This is a genomic window from Streptomyces rishiriensis (genome assembly GCF_030815485.1).
Classification (GTDB): Bacteria; Actinomycetota; Actinomycetes; order Streptomycetales; family Streptomycetaceae; genus Streptomyces; species Streptomyces rishiriensis_A.
On record NZ_JAUSWV010000002.1, the window covers coordinates 2,291,640 to 2,311,504 of the forward strand.

Below are 19,865 nucleotides of genomic sequence, written 5' to 3' on the forward strand. Positions count from 1 at the left end.
CCGTCTGTGTTCCGTACGCCTTTGTACGGGACGATCGAGGGCCCTGAGGGCCGGGCCGTCAGACCAGCAGCGAGCGGTCCGTCGGGCGGATCGGGGCCGGCAGTTCACTCGCGCCGGTCAGGAACCGGTCGACGCCGCGGGCGGCCGAGCGGCCCTCCGCGATCGCCCACACGATGAGCGACTGGCCCCGGCCGGCGTCACCGGCGACGTACACGCCGGGGACGTTGGTCCGGAAGTCGGCGTCGCGGGCGATGTTGCCGCGCTCGTCGAGCTCCAGGCCGAACTGCTCCACCACGCCGTTCTCACGGTCGGTGCCGGTGAAGCCCATGGCGAGGGTGACCAGCTGGGCGGGGATCTTGCGCTCCGTGCCCGGCTTCGGGGTCAGCCTGCCGTCGATGAACTCGACCTCGCTGAGGTGCAGCCACTGGACGTTGCCGTCCGCGTCGCCCTCGAAGTGGGTGGTGGAGACGGAGTAGACCCGCTCGCCGCCCTCCTCGTGCGCGCTCGTGACCTTGTAGAGCATCGGGAAGGTCGGCCACGGCTGGGTGACCGCGTCCCGCTCCTCGCCCGGGCGGGGCATGATCTCCAGCTGGGTGACCGAGGCCGCGCCCTGGCGGTGGGCGGTGCCCACGCAGTCGGCGCCGGTGTCGCCGCCGCCGATGACCACGACGTGCTTGCCCTGGGCCGAGATCGGGGGCGTCACGAAGTCGCCCTCCTGGACCTTGTTGGCCAGCGGCAGGTACTCCATCGCCTGGTAGACGCCCTTGAGCTCCCGTCCGGGAACCGGAAGGTCCCGGGCGGTCGTGGCGCCGGCGGCGATGACGATCGCGTCGTAACGCTTCTTGAGGTCGGTCGCCTTGAGGTCGCGGCCGATCTCGATGCCGGTACGGAAGCGGGTGCCCTCCGCGCGCATCTGCTCGATACGGCGGTTGATGTGCCGCTTCTCCATCTTGAACTCGGGGATGCCGTACCGGAGGAGGCCTCCGATGCGGTCCGCGCGCTCGTAGACGGCGACGGTGTGGCCGGCCCGGGTGAGCTGCTGGGCGGCGGCCAGGCCCGCCGGGCCCGAGCCGATGACCGCGACGGTCTTGCCGGACAGGCGCTCGGGGGCCTGCGGGGCGACGTCGCCGGTCTCCCACGCCTTGTCGATGATCGAGACCTCGACGTTCTTGATGGTGACGGCCGGCTGGTTGATGCCCAGCACACACGCCGACTCGCACGGAGCGGGGCACAACCGGCCCGTGAACTCCGGGAAGTTGTTCGTGGCGTGCAGGCGCTCGGAGGCCGCCGTCCAGTCCTCGCGGTAGGCGAAGTCGTTCCACTCGGGGATCAGGTTCCCCAGCGGACAGCCGTTGTGACAGAACGGGATGCCGCAGTCCATGCACCGGCCGGCCTGCTTGCTGATGATCGGCAGCAGCGAGCCGGGGACGTAGACCTCGTTCCAGTCCTTCAGACGTACGTCGACCGGACGGGACTTGGCGACCTCGCGGCCGTGGTTCAGAAAGCCCTTCGGGTCAGCCATTGGTCGCCGCCTCCATCATCTTCTCGGTGATCTCGGACTCGGAGAGTCCCGCCTGCTCGGCGGCGTCCTTGGCGGCGAGCACTGCCTTGTACGTGCTGGGGATGATCTTGCTGAAGCGCTCCGCGGCGGCGTCCCAGTCGACGAGCAGCTTCGCGGCGACCGTCGAACCGGTCTCCTCGGCGTGACGGCGCACCACGTCGTGCAGCCACTGCTTGTCGGCCTCGTCCAGCGCCTCGACGGCGCCGAGGTTGCCGGCGTTGACGTTGTCGCGGTTCAGGTCGATCACGTAGGCGATGCCGCCCGACATGCCGGCCGCGAAGTTGCGGCCCGTCTCGCCGAGGACGACCGCGTGACCGCCGGTCATGTACTCGCAGCCGTGGTCGCCCACGCCCTCGGAGACGACCGTCGCGCCGGAGTTGCGGACGCAGAACCGCTCACCGGTGCGGCCGCGCAGGAACAGCTCGCCGCCGGTCGCGCCGTAGGCGATGGTGTTGCCCGCGATCGTCGAGTACTCGGCGAGGTGGTCGGCGCCGCGGTCCGGGCGGACGACGATCCGGCCGCCGGAGAGGCCCTTGCCGACGTAGTCGTTGGCGTCGCCCTCCAGGCGCAGCGTGACACCGCGCGGGAGGAAGGCGCCGAAGGACTGGCCGGCGGAGCCGGTGAAGGTGATGTCGATGGTGTCCTCGGGCAGGCCCGCGCCACCGAACTTCTTCGTCACCTCGTGGCCGAGCATGGTGCCGACCGTGCGGTTGATGTTGCGGATGGAGACCTGGGCGCGCACCGGCTGGGCGTCGGTCGCGGAGTCCGCGGCCAGGGCGTCGGCGGCGAGCTTGATCAGCTCGTTGTCGAGCGCCTTCTCCAGGCCGTGGTCCTGCGAGATGACGCGGTGCAGCGCCGCGCCCTCGGGCAGGGCGGGCACGTGGAACAGCGGGGCCAGGTTCAGGCCCTGGGCCTTCCAGTGGTCGACGGCGCGCTCGACGTCCAGCACCTCGGCGTGGCCGACGGCCTCTTCGATGGTGCGGAAGCCCAGCTCGGCGAGGATCTCGCGGACCTCCTCGGCGATGAACTTGAAGAAGTTCACCACGTACTCCGCCTTGCCGGCGAAGCGGTCGCGGAGCACCGGGTTCTGGGTGGCGATGCCGACCGGGCACGTGTCCAGGTGGCAGACGCGCATCATGACGCAGCCCGAGACGACGAGCGGCGCGGTCGCGAAACCGAACTCCTCGGCGCCGAGCAGCGCGGCGATGATCACGTCACGGCCGGTCTTCAGCTGGCCGTCGGTCTGCACGACGATCCGGTCGCGCAGGCCGTTGAGCAGCAGCGTCTGCTGGGTCTCGGCGAGGCCGAGCTCCCAGGGGCCGCCCGCGTGCTTCAGCGAGGTGAGCGGGGAGGCGCCGGTTCCGCCGTCGTGGCCGGAGATGAGCACGACGTCCGCGTGCGCCTTGGACACACCGGCCGCGACCGTGCCGACGCCGACCTCCGAGACCAGCTTCACGTGAATCCGCGCCTGCGGGTTCGCGTTCTTCAGGTCGTGGATCAGCTGGGCCAGGTCCTCGATCGAGTAGATGTCGTGGTGCGGCGGCGGGGAGATCAGACCGACACCGGGGGTGCTGTGCCGGGTCTTGGCGACCCACGGGTAGACCTTGTGGCCGGGCAGCTGGCCGCCCTCGCCGGGCTTGGCGCCCTGGGCCATCTTGATCTGGATGTCGTCGGCGTTGACGAGGTACTCGGAGGTGACGCCGAAGCGGCCGGAGGCGACCTGCTTGATCGCCGAGCGGCGCGCCGGGTCGTAGAGCCGGTCCGCGTCCTCGCCGCCCTCACCGGTGTTGGACTTGCCGCCCAGCTGGTTCATGGCGATGGCGAGGGTCTCGTGCGCCTCCTTGGAGATGGAGCCGTACGACATGGCGCCGGTGGAGAAGCGCTTGACGATCTCGTCGACCGACTCGACCTCGTCGAGGGAGATGGGCTGCCGGTCGGACTTGAAGCCGAACAGGCCGCGCAGCGTCATGAGGCGCTCGGACTGCTCGTTCACGCGGTCCGTGTACTTCTTGAAGATGTCGTAGCGGGCCGTGCGCGTCGAGTGCTGGAGGCGGAAGACCGTCTCCGGGTCGAACAGGTGCGGCTCGCCCTCGCGGCGCCACTGGTACTCGCCGCCTATGTCCAGGGCGCGGTGGGCCGGCGCGATGCCGCTGGCCGGGTACGCCTTGGCGTGGCGGGCGGCGACCTCCTTGGCGATGACGTCGATGCCGACGCCGCCGATCTTGGTGGCGGTGCCGTTGAAGTACTTCTCCACGAACGCGTCGTCGAGACCGACGGCCTCGAAGACCTGGGCGCCGCGGTAGGAGGCGACGGTGGAGATGCCCATCTTGGACATGACCTTCAGGACGCCCTTGCCGAGCGCGTAGATCAGGTTGCGGATCGCCTGCTCCGGCTCGAGGCCGTTGAGGAAGGTGCCCGCGCGCAGCAGGTCCTCGACGGACTCCATCGCCAGGTACGGGTTGACGGCGGCGGCGCCGAAGCCGATCAGCAGGGCCACGTGGTGCACCTCGCGGACGTCACCGGCCTCGACGAGGAGGCCCACCTCGGTGCGCTGCTTGGTGCGGATGAGGTGGTGGTGGACGGCAGAGGTGAGCAGCAGCGACGGGATCGGCGCGTGCTCGGCGTCCGAGTGGCGGTCCGACAGGACGATGAGCCGGGCGCCGTTGTCGATGGCGGCGTCGGCCTCGGCGCAGATCTCGTCGATGCGCGCGGCCAGTGCGTCACCGCCGCCGTGCACCCGGTACAGACCGGAGAGCGTCGCGGCCTTGAAGCCGGGCATGTCGCCGTCGGCGTTGATGTGGATGAGCTTGGCCAGCTCGTCGTTGTCGATGACCGGGAACGGCAGCGTGACCGTGCGGCACGACGCGGCGGTGGGCTCGAGCAGGTTGCCCTGCGGGCCCAGCGACGAGCGCAGGGAGGTCACGAGCTCTTCGCGGATCGCGTCCAGCGGCGGGTTGGTGACCTGCGCGAACAGCTGGGTGAAGTAGTCGAAGAGCAGCCGCGGGCGGGCGGAGAGCGCGGCGATGGGCGAGTCGGTGCCCATGGAACCGAGCGGCTCGCCGGCAGTCTTGGCCATCGGCGCGAGGATGATGCGCAGCTCTTCCTCGGTGTAGCCGAAGGTCTGCTGGCGGCGGGTGACCGAGGCGTGGGTGTGCACGATGTGCTCGCGCTCGGGCAGGTCGACCAGCTCGATCTCGCCGGCCTCGAGCCACTCCGCGTAGGGCTTCTCGGCGGCGAGCTGGGCCTTGATCTCGTCGTCCTCGATGATGCGGTGCTCGGCGGTGTCGACGAGGAACATCCGGCCCGGCTGGAGGCGGCCCTTGCGGACGACCTTGGCGGGGTCGATGTCGAGGACGCCGACCTCGGAGCCGAGGACGACGAGGCCGTCGTCGGTGACCCAGTAGCGGCCGGGACGCAGACCGTTGCGGTCGAGCACGGCGCCGACCTGGGTGCCGTCGGTGAAGGTGACGCAGGCCGGGCCGTCCCAGGGCTCCATCATCGTGGAGTGGAACTCGTAGAAGGCGCGCCGGGCCGGGTCCATGGAGTCGTGGTTCTCCCACGCCTCCGGGATCATCATCAGCACGGAGTGCGGCAGCGAGCGGCCACCGAGGTGGAGCAGCTCGAGCACCTCGTCGAAGGACGCCGAGTCGGAGGCGTCCGGCGTACACACCGGGAAGATCCGCTCGATGGACTTCTCGTCCGGTCCGAACAGGTCCGAGACCAGCTGCGACTCACGGGCGCGCATCCAGTTGCGGTTGCCCTTGACGGTGTTGATCTCACCGTTGTGCGCGACGAAGCGGTACGGGTGCGCGAGCGGCCACGAGGGGAAGGTGTTCGTGGAGAAGCGCGAGTGGACGAGCGACACGGCCGAGGCGAAGCGGCGGTCGGACAGGTCCGGGAAGAAGGGCTCGAGCTGGCCGGTGGTCAGCATGCCCTTGTAGACGATGGTCCGCGCGGACAGCGACGGGAAGTAGACGCCGGCCTCGCGTTCGGCGCGCTTGCGCAGCACGAACGCCTTGCGGTCGAGGTCGATGCCGGTGCTCGCGCCGTCCGTGACGAAGATCTGCCGGAAGGCCGGCATCGTCGAGCGGGCGGTGGCGCCGAGCAGGCCCGGGGCGACCGGGACCTCGCGCCAGCCGAGGACGGTGAGGCCCTCTTCGGCGGCGATCGTCTCGATGTGTGAGACGACCTCCTGGACGCCGTCCTCGGGGAGGAAGGCGATACCGACGGCATAGCCGCCGGCCTCGGGGAGCTCCAGTCCGGCGACCTCGCGGAAGAAGGCGTCCGGGACCTGGGTCAGGATGCCCGCGCCGTCGCCGGAGTCCGGCTCGGAGCCGGTGGCGCCGCGGTGTTCGAGGTTGCGCAGAACGGTGAGCGCCTGCTCGACCAGCGTGTGGCTCGCCTCGCCGGTGAGGTTGGCCACGAAGCCGACGCCACAGGCGTCGTGCTCGTTGCGGGGGTCGTACATACCCTGCGCAGCAGGGCGAGCATCCATGAAGGACCAGTTCTGGCCATTCGCGGAATGCTGGGACGGCTGGCGCGGCGTACGCATCGGCTCTCCCGTCGTCGTCTCAAGTGGCATGTCTGCTGGCGAAGGGACGACGTTGGCCCTCTGCGTAACGCAAAATTTCGTGCAGGTTACATGATGGAGCGGTTCTCGGGAACCGGATACTCCGTTCCAGCATGCGGACGCCACGGTGGTGCGACGGGGGTATCGCGCACGTGGCTGGAAGTGTGTGGGGACCGAGCGGGACAAGATCGATCTGATCGGTGTCCGCCGGTCCGGAAGGCGAGGAAAGCGGCGTCGTGCACCTCGCGAGTGCGCCGAAGGCGTCATTGCCCACAGCGCTTACGGCTCATGCCCGCTGCTTAAGCACTCGAAACCAGTCAGTAACGACTACTTATGCGGCCCAACGCATAAGTAGCATCCGCACTATCCTACGGCCGTTCCGAACCAGCTGCCCAGGGCGTACGTCACACCGGCCGCCGCACCACCGAGAGCGAGCTGCCGCAGTCCGCTGTACCACCAGGTGCGCGCGGTCACCCGGGCCACCACGGCCCCGCAGCCGAACAGTCCGAACAGCGCGAGCAGCACGGCCGGCCAGAGCGAAGCGGCGCCCAGCAGATAGGGGAGCACGGGCAGCAGCGCGCCGAGCGCGAAGGCGCCGAAGCTCGACACCGCGGCGATCAGCGGCGAGGGCAGATCGGAGGGATCGATGCCCAGCTCCTCACGGGCGTGGATCTCCAGTGCCTGCTCCGGGTCGCGCGACAGCTGGTGGGCGACCCGTCGGGCCAGCTCGGGCTCGACGCCGCGGGCCTCGTACAACGCGGCGAGCTCGGCCTCCTCGTCCTTGGGGTGCTTCCTCAGCTCGCGGCGCTCGACCTCGAGTTCGGCCTCGACGAGCTCGCGCTGCGAGGCGACGGAGGTGTACTCGCCTGCGGCCATGGAGAAGGCGCCCGCGGCGAGACCGGCGAGTCCGGTGATGACGACGGTCTGATGGCCCACCGAACCGCCGGCGACACCGGTCATCAGGGCGAGGTTGGAGACCAGCCCGTCCATCGCACCGAAGACGGCGGGCCGCAGCCAGCCTCCGTTGACGTCCCGGTGGGTGTGGTTGTCACGGTGCGCCTCGTGCAGTGCGGCTTCGGTTTCGATGATGGCCATGCGATCCCCCAGGATGTCGCGGGGCCCCAGCAAGCTGAGGCAAAGCTAAGTCTGGACTGAGTCCACTTTTTGATAACGCAAAAGATACGCCTGGAGATTCCTGCCCGCCAGAAAGGAAAGGCTGGGCTAACCTGCGGCTTTGCCTTCGAATGCTCATACGATCAAGGGGCTGCACGGATGTCGACCGGGTGACATGGCAGCCTCCGAGGCTGAGGTCAACCGCCGACGGTGGGACACATCCGCAAAGGGTTCCGCGCCCCGTGCGGAGCCCCTGAGGAGAGGTCGCGTATGGCATCGACCGCCCGCATCCCCTCGGTCCCGGCGCCGGGGGACGCCGCCGCACTCCGCGAACGGGCCCGCGGCGCCCTGCTCGGCCTCGCCGTGGGAGACGCCCTGGGAGCCCCCGCCGAGAACATGAAGCCGTCCGAGATCCGCGCCCGCTGGGGCCGCATCACCGGCTACGTCACCGACCGGCCGGCCGGCACCGACGACACCGAGTACGCGATCTTCTCGGGCCTGCTGCTGGCCCGCCACGGCTCGGCGCTCACCCCGGCCCATGTCGAGGCGGCCTGGCACCAGTGGATCGCCGACCTCGACGAGGGTCCCTTCCGCGGCGCCGGGTTCAGCGAACGCGGCACCCTGGAGAACCTCCGCCGCGGCCTGGCGGCGCCCATCTCGGCGCAGCACCGGCACGCCTGGAGCGACGGACTGGCGATGCGCGCGGCCCCCTTCGGCGTCTTCGCCGCGGGCCGGCCCGCGGAAGCGGCCCGCCTGGTCGCGATCGACGGCGCGGTGAGCCACGACGGCGAGGGCATCTACGGCGGCCAGGCGGTCGCGGCGGGAGTGGCGGCGGCGATGGCGGGAGCGCCGGCGATCTCGGTGGTCGCCTCGGCCCTGGCCGTGGTCCCCGAGGACTCCTGGACGGCGCGTTCCCTGCGCCGGGCGGTCGCGGTGGCCCACCGGGGCGAACGGGCGGTCCGCTCCGCCGTCGTCATCGGGGGCTACCCGTGGACCGATCTCGCCCCCGAGGCCGTCGCCCTCGCCTTCGGCGCCTACGCGGCCGCCGACGGCGACTTCCGCGAAGCGGTCCTCACGGCGGTGAACATGGGACGCGACGCGGACACGACGGCCGCGGTGGCCGGCGCCCTGGCCGGTGCGACCCAGGGTGTGTCGGCGATCCCGGCGGACTGGGCGGCGGCGATCGGCCCGGCTCGGGGAAGCTGCCTGCCGTCCATGGCGGGCCATCACGTGCTGGACGTCGCCGAGTTGCTGGTGCCGGGCGAGGGCGGCAAGTGGGGCGAGGGAATGGTCGGCGTGGATCTCGTGCCGAACCTGATGGGCCTCGCCCCGCTGCCCCTGCCGGACCCGACCGCCTTCGCCCTGGCGGCCACCGACGGCGCGGAGGTGCGACCGTGAGACCACCCGGACCGCTGGACGAGGGAATGACGGCCGGCACGCTCACGGCGGACCCGGCGGAACCCGCGGCCGCCGACGAAGAGGACGCCCCACAGGGACCACCTGCACCCGACACCGAAAGCCGCACGGGCGGTGCGGGCGGCGGCAGAAGGGCCGAAGGCGCGGCCGGGGCCGTGGAACCCGCCCGCCCGCGGGACGCGCGCCGCGTCGAAGGCCTCCTGCTCGGCCTCGCCGCGGGCGACGCCGCCGGCTGGCCCGCCGCCCGCCACCGGGCCGCCCGCATGCCGGAGTGGACCCGCCGTCTGACCCGCGAACTCGACACCTTCGCCGAACACAACGCGACGACCACCCTCCCCGTCCCCATCGCCCTCAACCAGCCCCCCGAACCCCTGCGGCTCGGCCCCTCCGACGACGCCGAGTGGGCGGCGTTCGCGGCCGAGGCGGTCCTGCGGGCCGGGGACGACGACGCCCTCGGCGACCTCAGCCGGGAACGCCGGATGCGCGCCGCCATCGACCTGACCTGGAACGCCATCGCCTGCGAGGTCGCGGCGGCCGCCGACCGCGCGCCCGAGATCGAGTCCGCCGTCCTCCCCCTGCGTGCCCGGATCTCCGTACGCGCCGGCCTCGGCAACCTCGCCGCGGGGCTGCGGCCGCCCGCCACCGGTCACGACAACCCCCACTACTTCGACGACGCGGCCTGCGTGCGCGCCTGCGTCCTGGCCGTGGCGCACCCCGGCGACCCCCGACTCGCCGCCGGGCTGGCCGAGTTCGACGCCCGCTACACGCAGGACGGCGACGGTGTGCACGGTGCGCGCGCGATGGCGGCGGCCCTCGCGCTGGCCCTCGTCGGCGCGGACCCCGACGCCTGCGTCGCGGCGGCGCTCGCCGAACTCCCCGAGCACACCGAGATCGGCCGCAACGCGCGCCACGCCCTGGAGCTGGCCCACGGCGCCGACAGTGCCTTCGCGCTCATCCCCCTCCTCGAGCACCAGATCGTCGACCACGTCTACAGCTACGGCATCGCGGCGGCGGAGACGGTCCCGGTGGCGCTGGCCCTGGCGACGGCGTCCGGCGGCCGTATCGCCGAAGCGGTACCGGCGGCGGCCTGTCTGTCCCGGGTCGCGGACTCGGCCCCGGCCCTGGCGGGAGCGCTGACGGGCGCATTGGGCGGCGGCGCCGCGATCCCCGTCTCCTGGCGGGACAGCTGCCGCGTCCTCTCCGGCTGTGTGCTGCCCCGGCTCACCGGCACCGACCTGGTGGAACTCGCCGGACTCCTGGAAGCCGCACAACCGGCACCTCCAGGAGGATGATTCGGTGCATGACGCCCAAAGCACAAGAAAGCAACGGCGGAACCCTGGAAGATCGCATCACCGCCGCCCTCGTCGGCGCGGCCGTCGGTGACGCGCTCGGCGGCCCCGTCGAGGGCTACTCCCCCGAGCAGATCCTCCAGCGCCACGGCAGCCGGGTCCACGGCGTCGTCGGTCCCTGGAACGGCGACGACTGGCGTACCGCCCGCCCCATCGCCCCGTACCACAAGGGCGACGGCCACGTCACCGACGACACCCTGATGACCCACGCGCTGATCAGGGTCTACGCCACGGTCCGCGATCACCTGGACGCCTACGCGATCGCCGACCACCTGGTCCCTGACCTGCTGACGACACCCCGCTGGATCCCGGAGCTGGAGGCGGAGGCACTTCCCCTCCAGCGGATCTTCCTGGCGGAGAAATGGCTGGTGGCAAGGTTGCACTACGGTCATGTGGACCCGCGTGAGGCGGGCGTCGGCAACATCGTCAACTGCGGTGCGGCGATGTACATGACCCCGGTGGGTCTCGTCAACGCGGCCCACCCGGCGGGTGCGTACGCCGAGGCGCTGGACATCTCCGGCGCCCACCAGTCGTCGTACGGCCGCGAGGCGGCGGGAGTGTTCGCGGCGGCGGTGGCGGCCGCGTGCGCGCCGGGCGCCACCGCGGACTCCGTCGTCACGGCCTGTCTGGCCCTGGCACAGGACGGGACCCGCACGGCGATCGAGAAGGTCTGCGAAACGGCGTCCCGGCACACCGAGTTCGAGTCGGCGCTGGTGCCGCTGCGCGAGGCGGTCGCGCCGTACGACACCGTCGGACCCGACTACCGCCGGCCCTCGCTGGCCGCCCGCCGCCCGTCCCGCCTGCACGCGATCGAGGAACTCCCCATCGCCCTGGGCATGTTGCTGGTGGCCGACGGCGACTACCGGCATGCGGTCCTGGGCGCGGTCAACTACGGCCGCGACTGCGACTCGATCGCGACGATGGCGGGAGCGGTGGCCGGCGCCCTCGGCTCACCGGTACCCGACGAGTGGTCGAAGCAGGTCGCCGAGGCCAGCCGCCTCGACCTCTGGCAGCCCGCCGCGACGCTCACCGAGGTCACCCGGGAGATCTTCGACCGCGACGTGCACCACCGCCGTACGCACGAGCGGGCCTTCTCCGCGCTCGGAGGTCCCCGATGCTCCGACTGACCTGGGTGCAGCCCGAGGACCTCCTCGGCCACGAACTGCACCAGGCGGCCCAGGACGGCCGGGAGCCGTGGGCGATCGCCGCACGCTGGAAAGCGGCCGGCGGCTGCGAGGCCCCGCCCCGGGCCGGCGCCTCCCCCCAGCGCGCCTCACGCTATCTGCGCCTCCTCGCCGACGATCTCCTGGACGAACTGGCCGACCTGCCCAGCAGATCGGCGGACCACGAGCCGACCGGACTGGAGAGGATCAGGGCCCTGTGCCCGCAGTGGCCGGGCCGTCCGGCCGACGCCCCCGCGCAGGCCCCCACGCGGGCCGCCCTGGAAGCGGCCTGGCTGGGCCGGGCCGTCGGCTGCCTCCTGGGCAAACCGGTGGAGAAACTTCCCCTGGACGCCGTCCGTCAGCTCGCCCGGGCCACCGGCAACTGGCCCCTCGCCGGCTACTTCACCGCCCGCGGAGTCCCCGGCCCCCTCCTCGAGGCCCACCCCTGGAACCGCCGCTCGGCCACCACCTCCCTCGCCGAGAACATCGACGGCATGCCCGAGGACGACGACCTCAACTACCCGCTCCTGAACCTCCTCCTGCTCCAGCGCCACGGCAGGGACTTCAGCACCGCGGACGTGGCCCGGCTCTGGCTGGACGAACTGCCCGCGGGCCGCACCTTCACCGCCGAACGCGTCGCCCTGCGCAACCTCCTCTGCGGCATCGAGCCCCCGTTCACCGCCCGTCACCGCAACCCCTTCCGGGAATGGATCGGCGCCCTCATCCGCGCCGACGTCCACGGCTGGACCAACCCCGGCGACCCGGCCGCGGCGGCCGAGCAGGCCCACCGCGACGCCACCCTCACGCACACCGCCAACGGCGTCTACGCGGCGATGTTCACGGCGGCCACCATCGCCGCCGCCGCGACCGGCGCCCAGGACATCCACGCATGTCTGCGCACCGGCCTGAGCGTCGTCCCGCCCCGCTCCCGCCTCGCGCAGGCCGTCACCCACGCCGTCCGGCTCGCCGGAGAACACCCCGACTTCGACACCGTGGTGGACGAACTCCACGCCGCCCACAAGGCGTACCACTGGGTCCACGCCATCCCCAACACCGCCCTGGTCGCCGCCGCCCTCACGCACGCGGACGGCGACTTCACCGGCTCCGTCGGCCGTGCCGTGTCCGGCGGCCTGGACACCGACTCGGCCGGCGCCACGGCCGGCGGGATCGCCGCCCTCCTCGCCGGCGACCCGGCCGCGCTCCCCGACCACTGGACGGCCCCCCTCAAGAACCGCCTGGCCACCTCCGTCGCCGACCTCAACGGCGTCGGCTTCGACACCCTGGCCCACCTCACCTGGTCCCTCGTCCCCCGGGAGGCTTCCCAGCCATGACCGACATCGTCGTGCTCGGCAGCACGAACATGGATCTCGTCGCCTACGTCGCGAAGCCCCCGCAGCGCGGGGAGACCGTGACCGGACGCGAGTTCCGTACGATCCCCGGCGGCAAGGGCGCCAACCAGGCGATCGCCGCCGCCCACGCGGGCGGCACCGTGTCGATGATCGGCGCCGTCGGCAACGACGCCTTCGGCACCCGGCTGCGCACCACCCTGGAGCACTCCGGCGTGAACACCGACCACCTGCGCACCGTCGAGAGCCCCTCCGGCACCGCCCACATCGTCGTGGACGACGAGGGCGGCAACGCGATCGTGGTCGTCCCCGGCGCGAACAGCGCCGTCGACCATCTCGCCCCCGGCGACGAGGTCCTCATCGCCTCCGTCGACGCACTCCTGCTCCAGCTCGAAGTCCCCCTCGCCGCGGTCGTCGCCGGCGCCCGGGCAGCCCGTGCCCACGGCGTCCGGACGATCCTCACCCCGGCGCCCGCCCAGCCGCTCCCGCCCGAACTCCTCGCGGTCACCGACCTGTTGGTGCCCAACGAGCACGAGGCGGCCACGCTCACCGGCCGCACCGACCCGCGCGAGGCGGCCACCGCCCTGCTGGACAGCGTGCCGGAGGTGGTCATCACGCTCGGCTCGTCCGGCAGCCTCTACGCGGCCCGGGGAGCGCAACCGCTGACCGTTCCCGCCCCACGCGTCACCGCCGTCGACTCGACCGGCGCGGGCGACACCTTCGTCGGCGCCCTCGCCGTCGCGCTCGGCGAGGGGCGGCCCGTACGGGAGGGGCTGGCCTGGGCGTCCGCGGCGGCGGCCCTGTCGGTCCAGCGGCCGGGCGCCTCCGCCTCGATGCCCTACCGCTCCGAGATCGAGACGCAGTACGCGTCATGACCGGGGCAGCGACGCAGGCGACGACCCAGAAGGCGACGGAGGAAGTGACCGGGGAAGCGATGCAGGAAACGACGCAACAAACGACCGGGGAGACGGCCGGGAGGACCACCCCCCTGCACGGCGTCCGCGTCCTCGACCTGGCCACCCTCTTCGCCGGCCCCCTCGCCGCCACCATGCTCGGCGACTTCGGCGCGGAGGTCGTCAAGGTCGAGCACCCGACCCGGCCGGACCCCTCCCGAGGCCACGGCCCGTCGAAGGACGGCGTGGGCCTGTGGTGGAAACTCCTCGGCCGCAACAAGCGCGCCATCACCCTCGACCTCTCCAGGCCCGGCGGCCGCGCCACGCTGCTGCGTCTCGCCGCCACCGCCGACGTGATCATCGAGAACTTCCGCCCCGGCACGCTGGAGAAGTGGGACCTCGGCTGGGACGAACTGTCGGCGGCCAACCCCCGGCTGGTCCTCGCCCGGGTCACCGCCTTCGGCCAGTTCGGCCCCTACGCGCACCGCCCCGGCTTCGGCACCCTCGCCGAGGCGATGAGCGGGTTCGCGGCGATCACCGGGGAACCGGACGCGTCCCCGACCCTCCCGCCCTTCGGCCTGGCCGACTCGATCGCCGGTCTGGCCACCGCCTACGCCGTCATGACGGCCCTCGCCGCCCGCGACCGCACCGGCGCGGGCCAGGTCGTCGACATGGCGATCATCGAACCCATCCTCACCGTCCTCGGCCCCCAGCCGCTCTGGTACGACCAGCTGGGATACGTCCAGGCCCGCACCGGCAACCGCTCCGCCAACAACGCCCCGCGCAACACCTACCGCACGGCCGACGGAAGCTGGGTCGCCGTCTCGACGTCCGCCCAGTCGATCGCGGAGCGCGTGATGTGCCTGGTCGGCCGTCCCGACCTGATCGACGAGCCCTGGTTCGCGACCGGCGCCGACCGGGCCGCCCACGCCGACCTGCTCGACGAGGCGGTGGGCAGCTGGATCGCCGCCCGAAGCCGCGCCGACGTCCTGGCCGCCTTCGAGAAGGCGGAGGCGGCGATCGCCCCCATCCAGGACGTACGCGACGTGATGGCGGACCCCCAGTACCAGGCCCTCGACACGATCACCTCGGTCGAGGACCCGGAGCTGGGCCGGATCCGCATGCAGAACGTCCTCTTCCGGCTCTCCTCCACGCCCGGCGCGATCCGCTGGACCGGTCGCCCGCACGGCGCCGACACGGAGGAGGTCCTGACCGAACTGGGCCTGACCCCGGCCGAGCTGACGTCCCTCCGCGAGGCGGGCGCCGTATGACGAACACCCCTCTGACCTGGCTCTACGTCCCCGGCGACCGCCCGCAGACCGTCACCAAGGCCCTCGCCTGCGGTGCCGACGTCGTCATCGTCGACCTCGAGGACGCGGTCGCCCCGGACCGCAAGGAGTACGCCCGCACGGCCACCGCCGAACGCCTCGGCGAGCCCCAGCCGGTCCCGGTCCATGTCCGGGTGAACGCCCTGGACAGCCCCTTCGCGGCGGCGGACCTCCGCACGCTGGCAGCCCTCCCCGGGGTATCCGCCCTGCGCCTGCCGAAGGTGACGTCCCCGCACCAGATCATCCGCGTCGCCGATTCCGTTCCGTCCGGCAACCGTGGAGCCACCCCCCTCCACGCCCTCCTGGAAACGGCCCTCGGCATCGAACACGCCTACGCCATCGCCTGCGCCCACCCCTCGCTGCGCGGCATCGCCCTCGGCGAGGCGGACCTACGAGCGGACCTGGGCGTCCGCGACGACGCGGGCCTCGACTGGTCCCGCGCCCGTGTCGTGGTCGCCGCCCGGGCCGCGGGTCTGGCGCCCCCACCCCAGTCGGTGCACCCCGACATCCGCGACCTGGAGGGCCTCGCCACCAGCTGCGCCCGCGGCCGCACCCTCGGCTTTCTGGGCCGAGCCGCCATCCACCCGCGCCAGCTGCCGATCATCGAACGGGCCTACCTGCCCACCCAGCACGAGCTGGAGGAAGCCGAGACGATCGTGAAGGCGGCGGCCACCGAGCGGGGAGCCCAGGCCCTGCCGGACGGCCGCTTCATCGACGCGGCCGTGGTGGCGATGGCACAGCGCACCCTGTCGCTGGCAGCCCGCGGGGACTGACCCGGCCCGTCGCGCACAGACGACGAGGGCGCCCGGCAGACCCCGGGCGCCCTCGTCGTCGTACGAACGACCAGTCGTCAGCTCTTCTTGCCGGCCGACCCGGCCCCGTCCTTCAGCCCGGCCTCGGCGGAGGGCTTGGTGTCGCCCGAGTCCTCGGCGTCGGCCTTGGCCTCGTCGCCCTTGACCTCGCCCTTGTCCTTGGCGTCGGCAACGTCCTCGGCCTCGGCCGCGTCCTTCGCTTCGGCGTCCGTCCCGGCCTCGGCTTCGCCGTCACCCTTGGCATCGGTCTCGGCGCCGGCCTCAGCCTCGCCCTTGGCCTTGTCCTTGGCGTCGGCGACGTCCTCGGCCTCGGCCGCGTCCTTCGGCTTGCCCGCGCCGTCGGCTTCCGTCTCACCGCCGGAGGCAACCGCACCCGGCTCGACCACCGCTTCGCGCCCCGGACGCTTCTTCGCCGAGATCACGATGTAGATCACCGCGAGCAGGAACACGACCAACGCGGTCCAGTCGTTCAGCCGCAGGCCCAGGATGTGGTGGGCGTCGTCGACCCGCATGTACTCGATCCACGCACGGCCCACGCAGTACGTGGCGACGTACAGCGCGAAGGTGCGTCCGTGGCCCAGCTTGAACCGGCGGTCGGCCCAGATGACGAGCAGGGCGACGCCGACGCACCACAGCGACTCGTACAGGAACGTCGGGTGGTAGTAGCCGGGCACCCGCCCGTCCGCCGAGGACGTGATGTGCAGCGCCCAGGGGAGGTCGGTCTGCTTGCCGTACAGCTCCTGGTTGAACCAGTTGCCCCAGCGGCCGATGGCCTGGGCCAGGGCGATGCCGGGCGCGATGGCGTCGGCATAGGCGGGCAGGGCGATGCCCCGACGGCGACAGCCGATCCACGCGCCCACCGCGCCGAGCGCGATCGCGCCCCAGATACCGAGGCCGCCCTCCCACACCTTGAAGGCGTCCACCCAGTCACGGCCCTCGCTGAAGTACAGCTCGTAGTCCGTGATCACGTGGTAGAGCCGGCCGCCGACCAGGCCGAAAGGCACCGCCCAGACGGCGATGTCGGCCACCGTGCCGGGCTGCCCGCCACGGGCGACCCAGCGCCTGTTGCCGAGCCAGACCCCGACGAAGACGCCGATGATGATGCAGAACGCGTAGCCGCGCAACGGAACGGGGCCGAGATACAGCACCCCGTGCGACGGGCTGGGAATGTAGGCAAGTTCCATGGCAGGGACGACGCTACCGTGCCGGACCGGGCCGACGACGGGCAGCCCGGCTACGGCTCCATAACGGGCGGGTGCGCAGGGGGTTCACCCCTGATCACCCTTGGTCGGCCTCCTCCACCATCTGCTTCAGCTTGGCCGGTGTCATCGACTGGTCGGCGTAAATGTTCTTGCCGTTGAACAGCACGGTCGGAGTGCCGCCGAAATGGCCGTTCTGAAAGGCCTGGTCGGACTTCGCGACCCAGCTGTTGTGCGTGCCGTCCTCGACACAGGTACGGAACGCCGGCGTGTCGAGGCCGTCGACCTTGGCCGCGAGTCCGATGAGCTTGCTGTTCTCGGCGAAGGCGTCGTCGGTCTCCTCCGGCTGGTTCTCGTAGAGCACGTCGTGGTACGCGGGGAACTTCCCGACGTCCTGCGCGCACGCCGCCGCGTTGGCCGCGTTACGGGAGCCACTGCCGCCCATGTTGCCGTCGATGAGGGTGGCCAGGTGGTACTCGACCCTGAGCTTCCCGGCGCCCGTCAGCTCGTGGATCGTCGGCCGGTACGCCGCCTCGAAGGCCTTGCAGGCCGGGCAGCGGAAGTCCTCCCACACCGTGAGCGTGGACTTGGCGCCGTCCTTGCCGACGGGGATGGCCGGCGCGTCCTCGCCCAGCGCTCCGGAGGGCGCCACGACCGGGCCCGCCTTGTCGCTGCTGTCGTCCTTGCCGGAGTTCGCCGCGACGACCCCGATCACCGCCGCCAGACCCAGGACGCAGACGACGCTCGACGCGACGATCAGCGTCCGCCGTCGCCGCTCCGCGGCCTTCTGTTTCTCTCGCTCGTCCGCCAGCCGCTCCCTGGCGGTGCGCTTTCCCGCACGATTCTTCTCGCTCACACCCCCAGAACGAACCGGGGAGGCGCATTGCGCCTCCCCGTCTCCAGGTCCACCCGTTCGAGTGACCCGGAGAAATGTCCGCTCTGTTCCGCCTGTCCCGGCTACACCTGTCGGCGCACGCCCTTGGCCAGCTCGCCCGCGAGCTCGCGGACCGCCTCGACACCGGCCGCGTCGTCCGGCGCGTCCAGCATCCGCTTGACGAACGCCGAGCCGACGATCACGCCGTCGGCGAAGCCGGCGACCTCGGCGGCCTGCCTCGCGTCGGAGACGCCGAGGCCGACGCAGACGGGCAGGCCGGTCCCGGTGGCCCGGGTCCGCTCGACCAGGTCCTGGGCCTGCGCGCCCACCGACTCACGGGTGCCGGTGACCCCCATCAGCGAGGCGGCGTAGACGAAGCCGCTGCCCGCCTCGGTGATCTGCGCGAGCCGTGCCTCCTTGCTGCTCGGCGCCACGACGAAGACCGTCGCGAGGCCGTGCTTGTGGGCGTGCTCCCGCCACAGCGCCGACTCCTGCACCGGCAGGTCGGGCAGGATGCAGCCCGCGCCGCCCGCCTCGGCCAGCTCGGCGGTGAAGCGCTCGACCCCGTAGCGGTCGATCGGGTTCCAGTACGTCATGACGAGAATCGGCTTCCCGGTGGCCTCGAAGGCCTCCCGGACCGTCCGCATCACATCCGCGATCCGCACCCCGCCGCGCAGGGCGATGTCGTCGGCGGTCTGGATGACCGGACCGTCGAGGACCGGGTCGCTGTGCGGCAGACCCACCTCGACGACGTCCGCACCACCGTCGATGACGGCCTTGATCGCCTCGATGCCGCCGTCCACGGTCGGGAACCCGGCCGGGAGGTAGGCGATGAGCGCGGCGCGGCCCTCGGCCTTGGCCCCGGCGAGGGTGTCCGACAGCAGCCCGCTCTTCCCCCCGGTGAACTCGGCCCCGCTCACTTGGCGTCCTCCTCGATCTCGGCGGTGTCGGCCGCGTTGGCGGCGACCTCGGCGTCGGTGTCGTACAGGCCGAAGTAACGCGCGGCCGTGTCCATGTCCTTGTCGCCGCGGCCGGACAGGTTGACGACGATCAGCCCGTCCTTGCCCAGCTCCCTGCCCACCTCGAGGGCCCCGGCCAGCGCGTGCGCGCTCTCGATCGCCGGGATGATGCCCTCGGTGCGCGACAGCAGACGCAGCGCCTGCATGGCCGCGTCGTCGGTGACCGCGCGGTACTCGCCGCGTCCGCTGTCCTTGAGGTAGGAGTGCTCGGGGCCGATACCCGGGTAGTCCAGACCCGCCGAGATGGAGTACGGCTCGGTGATCTGGCCCTCGTCGTCCTGGAGGACGTAGGAGCGCGAGCCGTGCAGGATGCCGGGCTCGCCCGCGGTGAGGGTCGCCGCGTGCTCGCCGGTGTCGATGCCGTGACCGGCCGGCTCGCAGCCGACGAGCCGGACGCCGTCGTCCGGGATGAAGGCGTGGAAGAGGCCGATGGCGTTGGAGCCGCCGCCGACACAGGCGACCGCCACGTCGGGCAGGCGCCCCGCGCGCTCCAGGATCTGGCGGCGGGCCTCGACGCCGATGACACGGTGGAAGTCGCGCACCATCGCCGGGAAGGGATGCGGTCCGGCGACCGTGCCGAAGAGGTAGTGCGTGTGGTCGACGTTGGCGACCCAGTCGCGGAAGGCCTCGTTGATGGCGTCCTTCAGCGTGCGGCTGCCGGACTTCACCGCCACGACCTCGGCGCCCAGCATGCGCATACGCGCCACGTTGAGGGCCTGGCGCCGGGTGTCGATCTCACCCATGTAGATGGTGCACTCGAGCCCGAAGAGGGCGCAGGCCGTGGCCGTCGCCACGCCGTGCTGGCCGGCGCCGGTCTCGGCGATCACGCGGGTCTTGCCCATGCGCCGGGTGAGCAGGGCCTGCCCGAGCACATTGTTGATCTTGTGGGAACCGGTGTGGTTGAGGTCCTCGCGCTTGAGGAACACCCGGGCGCCGCCGGCGTGTTCGGCGAACCTCGGCACCTCGGTGAGGGAGCTGGGCCGGCCGGTGTAGTGCAGGAGCAGGTCGTCGAGCTCGCGGGCGAACTCGGGGTCGTGCTTCGCCTTGTCGTACTCGACGGCGACCTCGTCCACGGCGGCGACGAGGGCCTCCGGGATGAACTTGCCGCCGAACGCGCCGAAGTAGCCTTCGGCGCTGGGGACCTGACCCTCGGGGTCGGGAACGAAGAACTCGCTGGGCATGCGGAAACCTCACGGTGAGTGTGTGTCGGACACCGAATCGC

The 19,865-nt window shown here is 72.0% G+C and carries 14 protein-coding genes; 7 read left to right on the plus strand and 7 right to left on the minus strand.

All coding sequences use genetic code 11. From position 1 onward, the window contains the following. Positions 1 to 58: 58 nt before the first annotated feature. From QF030_RS12710 to QF030_RS12720, 3 genes are all read right to left on the minus strand, one after another. Positions 59 to 1,522, minus strand: a complete 1,464-nt coding sequence (locus QF030_RS12710) for a glutamate synthase subunit beta (RefSeq protein ID WP_307162770.1) — start codon at positions 1,520 to 1,522, stop codon at positions 59 to 61. Then, positions 1,515 to 6,113 (minus strand): glutamate synthase large subunit, encoded by a 4,599-nt coding sequence (gltB, locus tag QF030_RS12715; protein WP_307162771.1) that lies wholly within the window; start codon positions 6,111 to 6,113, stop codon positions 1,515 to 1,517. The genes QF030_RS12710 and gltB overlap by 8 nt, the downstream gene beginning before the upstream one ends. Before the next feature lie 381 nt (positions 6,114 to 6,494). Next, positions 6,495 to 7,226 (minus strand): VIT1/CCC1 transporter family protein, encoded by a 732-nt coding sequence (locus tag QF030_RS12720; protein WP_307162772.1) that lies wholly within the window; start codon positions 7,224 to 7,226, stop codon positions 6,495 to 6,497. Positions 7,227 to 7,514: 288 nt separating this feature from the next. Between QF030_RS12720 and QF030_RS12725 the strand changes: the two genes are divergently transcribed. The 7 genes from QF030_RS12725 to QF030_RS12755 are packed head-to-tail and all read left to right on the plus strand — an operon-like array spanning position 7,515 to position 15,512. Beyond that, positions 7,515 to 8,642: an ADP-ribosylglycohydrolase family protein gene (locus tag QF030_RS12725; protein WP_307162773.1), complete on the plus strand. Its 1,128-nt coding sequence runs from the start codon at positions 7,515 to 7,517 to the stop codon at positions 8,640 to 8,642. Positions 8,643 to 8,668: 26 nt separating this feature from the next. Beyond that, on the plus strand, positions 8,669 to 9,952 hold the full coding sequence (locus QF030_RS12730; RefSeq protein WP_307167551.1) for an ADP-ribosylglycohydrolase family protein: 1,284 nt from the start codon (positions 8,669 to 8,671) through the stop codon (positions 9,950 to 9,952). 8 nt (positions 9,953 to 9,960) lie between these two features. Further along, positions 9,961 to 11,136, plus strand: a complete 1,176-nt coding sequence (locus QF030_RS12735; RefSeq protein WP_307162774.1) for an ADP-ribosylglycohydrolase family protein — start codon at positions 9,961 to 9,963, stop codon at positions 11,134 to 11,136. Next, the gene (locus QF030_RS12740; protein ID WP_307162775.1) at positions 11,124 to 12,503 is read left to right on the plus strand and encodes an ADP-ribosylglycohydrolase family protein; all 1,380 of its coding nucleotides are present in this window, start codon (positions 11,124 to 11,126) and stop codon (positions 12,501 to 12,503) included. The genes QF030_RS12735 and QF030_RS12740 overlap by 13 nt, the downstream gene beginning before the upstream one ends. Continuing rightward, positions 12,500 to 13,393 carry a ribokinase gene (gene rbsK, locus QF030_RS12745; protein ID WP_307162776.1) on the plus strand — a complete coding sequence of 298 codons (894 nt, stop codon included), beginning with the start codon at positions 12,500 to 12,502 and terminating at the stop codon, positions 13,391 to 13,393. Before QF030_RS12740 ends, rbsK begins: the two co-directional genes overlap by 4 nt. A 59-nt stretch (positions 13,394 to 13,452) precedes the next feature. Further along, a complete protein-coding gene (locus QF030_RS12750; protein ID WP_307167552.1) occupies positions 13,453 to 14,682 on the plus strand; it encodes a CaiB/BaiF CoA transferase family protein in 1,230 nt (409 codons plus the stop codon). Continuing rightward, entirely contained in the window at positions 14,679 to 15,512 is an 834-nt protein-coding gene (locus QF030_RS12755) for an HpcH/HpaI aldolase/citrate lyase family protein (RefSeq protein ID WP_307162777.1), read from the plus strand. Before QF030_RS12750 ends, QF030_RS12755 begins: the two co-directional genes overlap by 4 nt. A gap of 77 nt (positions 15,513 to 15,589) precedes the next feature. Here QF030_RS12755 and lgt read toward each other — a convergent pair whose 3' ends face one another. The 4 genes from lgt to trpB form a co-directional block, all read right to left on the minus strand. After that, entirely contained in the window at positions 15,590 to 16,735 is a 1,146-nt protein-coding gene (gene lgt, locus QF030_RS12760; protein ID WP_307162778.1) for a prolipoprotein diacylglyceryl transferase, read from the minus strand. A gap of 94 nt (positions 16,736 to 16,829) precedes the next feature. Continuing rightward, positions 16,830 to 17,606, minus strand: coding sequence for a thioredoxin domain-containing protein (locus QF030_RS12765; RefSeq protein WP_307162780.1), 777 nt, complete (start codon positions 17,604 to 17,606; stop codon positions 16,830 to 16,832). 101 nt (positions 17,607 to 17,707) lie between these two features. Continuing rightward, positions 17,708 to 18,544: a tryptophan synthase subunit alpha gene (gene trpA, locus QF030_RS12770; protein ID WP_307162781.1), complete on the minus strand. Its 837-nt coding sequence runs from the start codon at positions 18,542 to 18,544 to the stop codon at positions 17,708 to 17,710. Next, entirely contained in the window at positions 18,541 to 19,824 is a 1,284-nt protein-coding gene (trpB, locus tag QF030_RS12775; protein ID WP_307162782.1) for a tryptophan synthase subunit beta, read from the minus strand. The genes trpA and trpB overlap by 4 nt, the downstream gene beginning before the upstream one ends. Positions 19,825 to 19,865 lie beyond the last annotated feature (41 nt).

Excerpts from the sequence above, each read along its gene's own strand:
- QF030_RS12730 (WP_307167551.1), top strand. The coding sequence starts at position 8,669 with ATGACGGCCGGCACGCTCACGGCGGACCCGGCGGAACCCGCGGCCGCC.
- QF030_RS12750 (WP_307167552.1), top strand. The coding sequence starts at position 13,453 with ATGCAGGAAACGACGCAACAAACGACCGGGGAGACGGCCGGGAGGACC.
- QF030_RS12710 (WP_307162770.1), bottom strand. The coding sequence starts at position 1,522 with ATGGCTGACCCGAAGGGCTTTCTGAACCACGGCCGCGAGGTCGCCAAG.
- trpB (WP_307162782.1), bottom strand. The coding sequence starts at position 19,824 with ATGCCCAGCGAGTTCTTCGTTCCCGACCCCGAGGGTCAGGTCCCCAGC.
- QF030_RS12740 (WP_307162775.1), top strand. The coding sequence starts at position 11,124 with ATGCTCCGACTGACCTGGGTGCAGCCCGAGGACCTCCTCGGCCACGAA.
- QF030_RS12755 (WP_307162777.1), top strand. The coding sequence starts at position 14,679 with ATGACGAACACCCCTCTGACCTGGCTCTACGTCCCCGGCGACCGCCCG.
- QF030_RS12735 (WP_307162774.1), top strand. The coding sequence starts at position 9,961 with ATGACGCCCAAAGCACAAGAAAGCAACGGCGGAACCCTGGAAGATCGC.
- gltB (WP_307162771.1), bottom strand. The coding sequence starts at position 6,113 with ATGCGTACGCCGCGCCAGCCGTCCCAGCATTCCGCGAATGGCCAGAAC.
- lgt (WP_307162778.1), bottom strand. The coding sequence starts at position 16,735 with ATGGAACTTGCCTACATTCCCAGCCCGTCGCACGGGGTGCTGTATCTC.
- rbsK (WP_307162776.1), top strand. The coding sequence starts at position 12,500 with ATGACCGACATCGTCGTGCTCGGCAGCACGAACATGGATCTCGTCGCC.
- QF030_RS12720 (WP_307162772.1), bottom strand. The coding sequence starts at position 7,226 with ATGGCCATCATCGAAACCGAAGCCGCACTGCACGAGGCGCACCGTGAC.
- QF030_RS12725 (WP_307162773.1), top strand. The coding sequence starts at position 7,515 with ATGGCATCGACCGCCCGCATCCCCTCGGTCCCGGCGCCGGGGGACGCC.